Genomic DNA, 4633 nt, shown 5'->3' with positions numbered 1-4633 from the left:
TTCCCATGACCAACCCGTTCGACGACGAGGACGGCACCTTCCTCGTGCTCACCAACGACGAGAACCAGCACTCGCTGTGGCCGCAGTTCGCGGACGTCCCCGACGGCTGGAGCGTCGCCCACGGACCCGACACCCACGCCGCCTGCCTGGAGTACATCGAGCGGAACTGGACCGACATGCGGCCCAAGAGCCTCGCCGACGCCATGAACGCCCAGCGGTAGCGCGGCTCGCAGTGAACCTGACCGAAACCACCGACGAGGCCCGCGCCGGCGCGGGCCTCGCCCGGTCCGACGACCTCGCCGCGGGCCTGCTCACGCCCGAGGCCCGCCGGGACCCGTACCCGTTCTACGCCCGCATGCGCCGCGAGGACCCGGTCCACCGCAGCGCCCAGGGCATCTGGTACCTCACCCGGTACGCCGACGTCGAGGCGGCCCTGAGCGACCTGCGGCTGTCCAACGACCGGGACCGGATGACCCGCGCCTACAGTGCGCTCGGCGGCGACCTCAAGGCCTTCAGCCGGCTCACCGACCGGCTCGGCCGGGTGATGAGCAACACCGACCCGCCGGACCACGCCCGGCTGCGCAGGCTGGCCAACCGTGCCTTCACCGCCCGGCGCGTCGAAGCCCTGCGCGACGGCATCCAGCGGATCGTCGACCGGCTCGTCGACGAGGCGGTCGCGGCCGGGCCGGCCATGGACCTGATCGAGGCGGTCGCCTCCCCGCTGCCGCTGTCCGTCGTCTGCGAGCTCTTCGGCATCCCGCCCGAAGACCTCCCGCAGGTCAAGACCTGGTTCCACCGCTTCGGCCGGCTGAGCGAGGACATCGACAAGTCCGAGGCGGCGATCGAGCAGTACGAGGAGTACCTCGCCCGGCTCGTCCGCCGCCGCCGGGCCGACCCCGGCGACGACCTCATCAGCGCCCTGGTCGCCACCCAGGCGCAGGACGACCGGCTCACCGACTCCGAGCTGCTGTCCACCTGCTTCGTCCTGATCACCGCCGGCGACGAGACCACCACCCACCTGGTCGGCAACGGCATGCTCGCCCTGCTGCGCCACCCCGACCAGCTGGCCCGGCTGCGCGCGGACCCGATGCTGATCCGCACGGCCGTCGAGGAACTCGCCCGCTACGACACGCCGACCCAGGCGATCGTCCGGGTCGCCGCCGAGGACGTCGAGATCGGCGGTCGGACGCTGCGCGAGGGCGAGCTGGCCTACCTGTTCCTCGCCGCGACCAACCGGGACCCCGAGCGCTTCGAGGACCCCGACCGGCTCGACCTGACCCGCCCGGGCAACCGGCACCTCAGCTTCGGCAACGGCCCGCACTTCTGCCTCGGCGGCCCGCTGGCCAAGCTCCAGGCGGAGGTGGCCGTCGGCACGCTGGTCCGCCGGCTCCCGCACCTGGGGCTGGCCGACGACGCGGTACTCGACTGGCGGTCCAACCCGCTGCAACGGCGGCTCACCGCGCTTCCGCTCACCTACTGACCCATGAACGACGAAGGAGAAGTGACCATGGCCCGAGAGCTCGAGGTCCGCCGGGAACAGGACCTGCCCGCCACGCCCGAACAGGTCTGGGACGCGGTCGCCACCGGCGCCGGCAACCTCGGCTGGCTCTACCCGATGGAGGTCGAGCCGCGCGTCGGCGGAAAGGCCACGCGCGGCGACAGCACCGTCGTGGCGTGGGAGCCGCCGCACCACTTCGCGGTTCGGGCCACCCAGGACGGCGGGTTCTCCAACACGCTCACCTACCGCATCGAGCCGGCCGACGGCGGCGCGAGCCACCTGCGGATGGGAATCCACTGGGTGCACACGGGCGTCGTCGACGACACCTGGAACTGGGACACGAAGGCGGACGCGGCCGAGAAGCACGTCGACTTCTACCAGCACTCCCTCCCCGAGTACCTGAGGAACTTCGCCGGCCGCCCCGCCGTCTACGTCAGGGCCGCCCGTGGCGAGTCCACCGAAGACCCCGCCGACTTCGCCGCCCTGTGCCGGCGCCTCGGCCTCGACGACGACGCGGCCGTCGGCGACCGGTTGTCGCTCGACCTCCCGGGCACGGACGGCGGTTCGACGGAGGTGGTCGTGGACTGGCTGAGCCCTGACTTCGTCGGCCTGCGAGGCCCGGACGCGCTGTACCGGTTCTTCAACGGCAGCTCCTGGAACTGGCCGATCTGGCTGGGCCACCACCTGTTCGCCGAGGACGCGGACGAAGAGCTGGCCGCCAAGGCCTGGAACGCCTGGCTCAACGGCGCCTGACCCCGCCGCACGACACGACCGAAGGACCCCTGGTGGAAACACTGCTCTACGCCGCCGAACTCGTCGAGGAAGACGGCATCTACAAACTCGTGGTGCAGGACGTGGTGCGGGACACGGTCCAGGTCACCCCGGTTCCCGAATCCGCGGTGGCCAGGCTCCCGATCCTCCTGTCGGTGCTGAGTTCCAAGCTCGGCTCGGCGTCGGCACGCGGCCGCCGGTAGACCGCTTCCGGATCAATGAGGCCGGTGTCGTCCCGCACATCGACTGCCGGACGGCACCGGCTTCGTGAACGGGCGCTGATGGCCGAACGTCATCCCACGACGGTTCGAGAGGCGGCACCCTCGGCCGGGGGGCCGACACGGTCCGGCGGTGCCTGGCGCTCATCGTGCCATCGCGATCGACGGCGTCGGCCGGGCCTTCCCGGGCCGGACGCGAACAGGCGGGACCATTTCCCCCGTCCGAGTGAGGCCGCCCGACGCGCGGTTCACGGCCTCGTTGCTGACGCCGTGTCACCTCAAGGCGCACACTGGCGCCATGGTCATCAATCCAGGAGGCTCCCCGGACGACTCCACGGCGCGAGAGATCGACCGACTCGCGACCTCGTACTGGGACTTCCTGCTCGCACGCGAGCCCTCGCTGCGCACGCGCCGCGGGCTGCCGGTCGAGTCGCTGCCGGGGGTGTCCGCGGGGGAGGCCGACAAGCGCGCCGGGTTCGCTGCCGGGGTGCTGAACCGGCTGCGTGTGCTGCGACCGGCGGAGCTGTCCGGTCCCGCCGCCGACACGGCGGGCTTCCTCCGGGCACTGGCCGAAGGGGAAGCGGAGGCGGGACGTTTCCACTGGCTCACCCCAACCGCCACGCCGTACCAGCTCTTCCGCCTCCAGCAGTACGGGGACACCGTCTTCCGCCCGTTCCGCTTCGAGCACCGAGCCGACGCGGACCGGTACGTGACCCTCGTACGGGACCTGGCCCGTTGCGTCGCGACGATCGGCGACAAGGCCGCCGGGCAGGCGGAGCGGGGCTTCCACATCCCCGCTCCGGCCCTGACCGGTGTCCACACCACACTCACCCGCCTGCGGGAGTCGGCGGCACAGTGCGTCCGGGTGGACGCCGAGCGGCTCACCCGGCTCGACGCGGCGAGCCGGGGGCACCTGCGCGACACGGTCGAGCGGCTCGTGGCCACCGAACTGGAGCCGGCGTTCGACCGCCTCGTCGCCCTCGTGGGCGACCCGCACTACCTCCGGCGGGCGCCGCAAGCCGTCGGCTGGGCCCGCTACCCGGAAGGCGAGGCGGCGTACCGGGCCTTCGTCAGGACGTACACCTCCGGCGACACACCACCCGAACGCCTCCACGAACTCGGCCGGGAGCACTGCCGCGAACTCGGCGAGCGGATGCGGGAGATGCGCGACACGCTCGGCTTCGCCGGGACGGAGGCGGAGTTCAACGAACGGCTCGCCACCGAGCCGCGCCTGTACGCCGCCACCCCGGAGGAGGTCGAAGCCCGCTACCGCGGACACCTCGACCGCCTCACGCCGCTGCTGCCGCGCTGGTTCGCGGTCCTGCCCCGCGCCCCCTACGGCGTGGCCCGCCTCGACCCGGCGCTGGAGGGGTCGATGACGTTCGGCTACTACGAACCGCCGACCGCCGCGCAACCGGTGGGACGCTACCGCTACAACGCCTCGGACCTGGCACACCGGTCACTGCTCGGCGCGGCCGCGCTCATCTACCACGAGCTGTCGCCCGGACATCACTTCCACCTCGCCCGCCAGGCCGAGAACACCGCGCTGCCCGACCTGCGGCGCGAGCTGGCGGCCTTCAGCGGGTTCGAGGAGGGCTGGGCGGAGTACGCGGCAGGGCTCGCCTGGGAGATGGGGCTGTACGACGACCCGTGGGACGCGTACGGACGACTGGCCCATGAACGGTTCACCGCGCAGCGCCTCGTCGTCGACACCGGCCTCAACCTCGGGACGATGACACTGGAGGAGGCGCGCACCTTCATGCGGGCCCACGCGGCAGCCGAGTCCGAAGGACAGATCACGACCGAGTTGCTGCGCTACGCGACCGATCTGCCGGGGCAGGCGCTGACGTACCGGGCGGGTCACGCGGAGTTCACGGCATTGCGGGCGGCGTGTGAACGCGGCGCCGGCACCGCGTTCGACGTGCGCGCCTTTCACGAGACCGTGCTGGCCGGCGGCACACTGCCGTTTCCCGCCCTGCGCCGACGGGTGGAGAGAGAACTGCACGGGGCACACGGCCGAACAGGCTTCCAGGGAAAGCCGCTCTACTCGAATGAGTGAAGGCCACAGGGAATTGGTAGCCGCTTACCCGCCCTTGGATACTCTCTGTGATGGAGGGTGCGGGTCCGCTGAAGCGGAGTGCGTCCA

At 71.8% G+C, this 4633-nt stretch carries 5 protein-coding genes; all 5 read left to right on the top strand.

The window, feature by feature from the left end:
- The first annotated feature begins 5 nt into the window (after window positions 1-5).
- The 5 genes from OG485_RS05755 to OG485_RS05735 all read left to right on the top strand — a co-directional run bounded on the left by OG485_RS05755 (window position 6) and on the right by OG485_RS05735 (window position 4546).
- Window positions 6-221, top strand: a complete 216-nt coding sequence (locus tag OG485_RS05755; protein WP_067380722.1) for an MbtH family protein — start codon at window positions 6-8, stop codon at window positions 219-221.
- An 11-nt stretch (window positions 222-232) separates the two neighbouring features.
- Complete coding sequence (locus tag OG485_RS05750; protein ID WP_328664921.1) at window positions 233-1480, top strand: cytochrome P450; 1248 nt, start codon at window positions 233-235, stop codon at window positions 1478-1480.
- Window positions 1481-1507: 27 nt separating this feature from the next.
- Window positions 1508-2251: an SRPBCC family protein gene (locus OG485_RS05745; RefSeq protein WP_328664920.1), complete on the top strand. Its 744-nt coding sequence runs from the start codon at window positions 1508-1510 to the stop codon at window positions 2249-2251.
- A 32-nt stretch (window positions 2252-2283) separates the two neighbouring features.
- Window positions 2284-2472, top strand: a complete 189-nt coding sequence (locus tag OG485_RS05740; protein ID WP_328664919.1) for a hypothetical protein — start codon at window positions 2284-2286, stop codon at window positions 2470-2472.
- 313 nt (window positions 2473-2785) lie between these two features.
- Complete coding sequence (locus OG485_RS05735; protein ID WP_328664918.1) at window positions 2786-4546, top strand: DUF885 domain-containing protein; 1761 nt, start codon at window positions 2786-2788, stop codon at window positions 4544-4546.
- Window positions 4547-4633: the final 87 nt, after the last annotated feature.

It is taken from the genome of Streptomyces sp. NBC_00328 (genome assembly GCF_036139655.1).
Lineage (GTDB): Bacteria > Actinomycetota > Actinomycetes > Streptomycetales > Streptomycetaceae > Streptomyces.
Note: the sequence above shows the minus strand (reverse complement) of the source record. Positions and strands in the feature narration are given on the sequence as shown.

What these genes read in the sequence shown, in the direction of transcription:
- OG485_RS05735 (WP_328664918.1), top strand. Translation starts at nt 2,786, where the DNA reads ATGGTCATCAATCCAGGAGGCTCCCCGGACGACTCCACGGCGCGAGAG.
- OG485_RS05755 (WP_067380722.1), top strand. Translation starts at nt 6, where the DNA reads ATGACCAACCCGTTCGACGACGAGGACGGCACCTTCCTCGTGCTCACC.
- OG485_RS05745 (WP_328664920.1), top strand. Translation starts at nt 1,508, where the DNA reads ATGGCCCGAGAGCTCGAGGTCCGCCGGGAACAGGACCTGCCCGCCACG.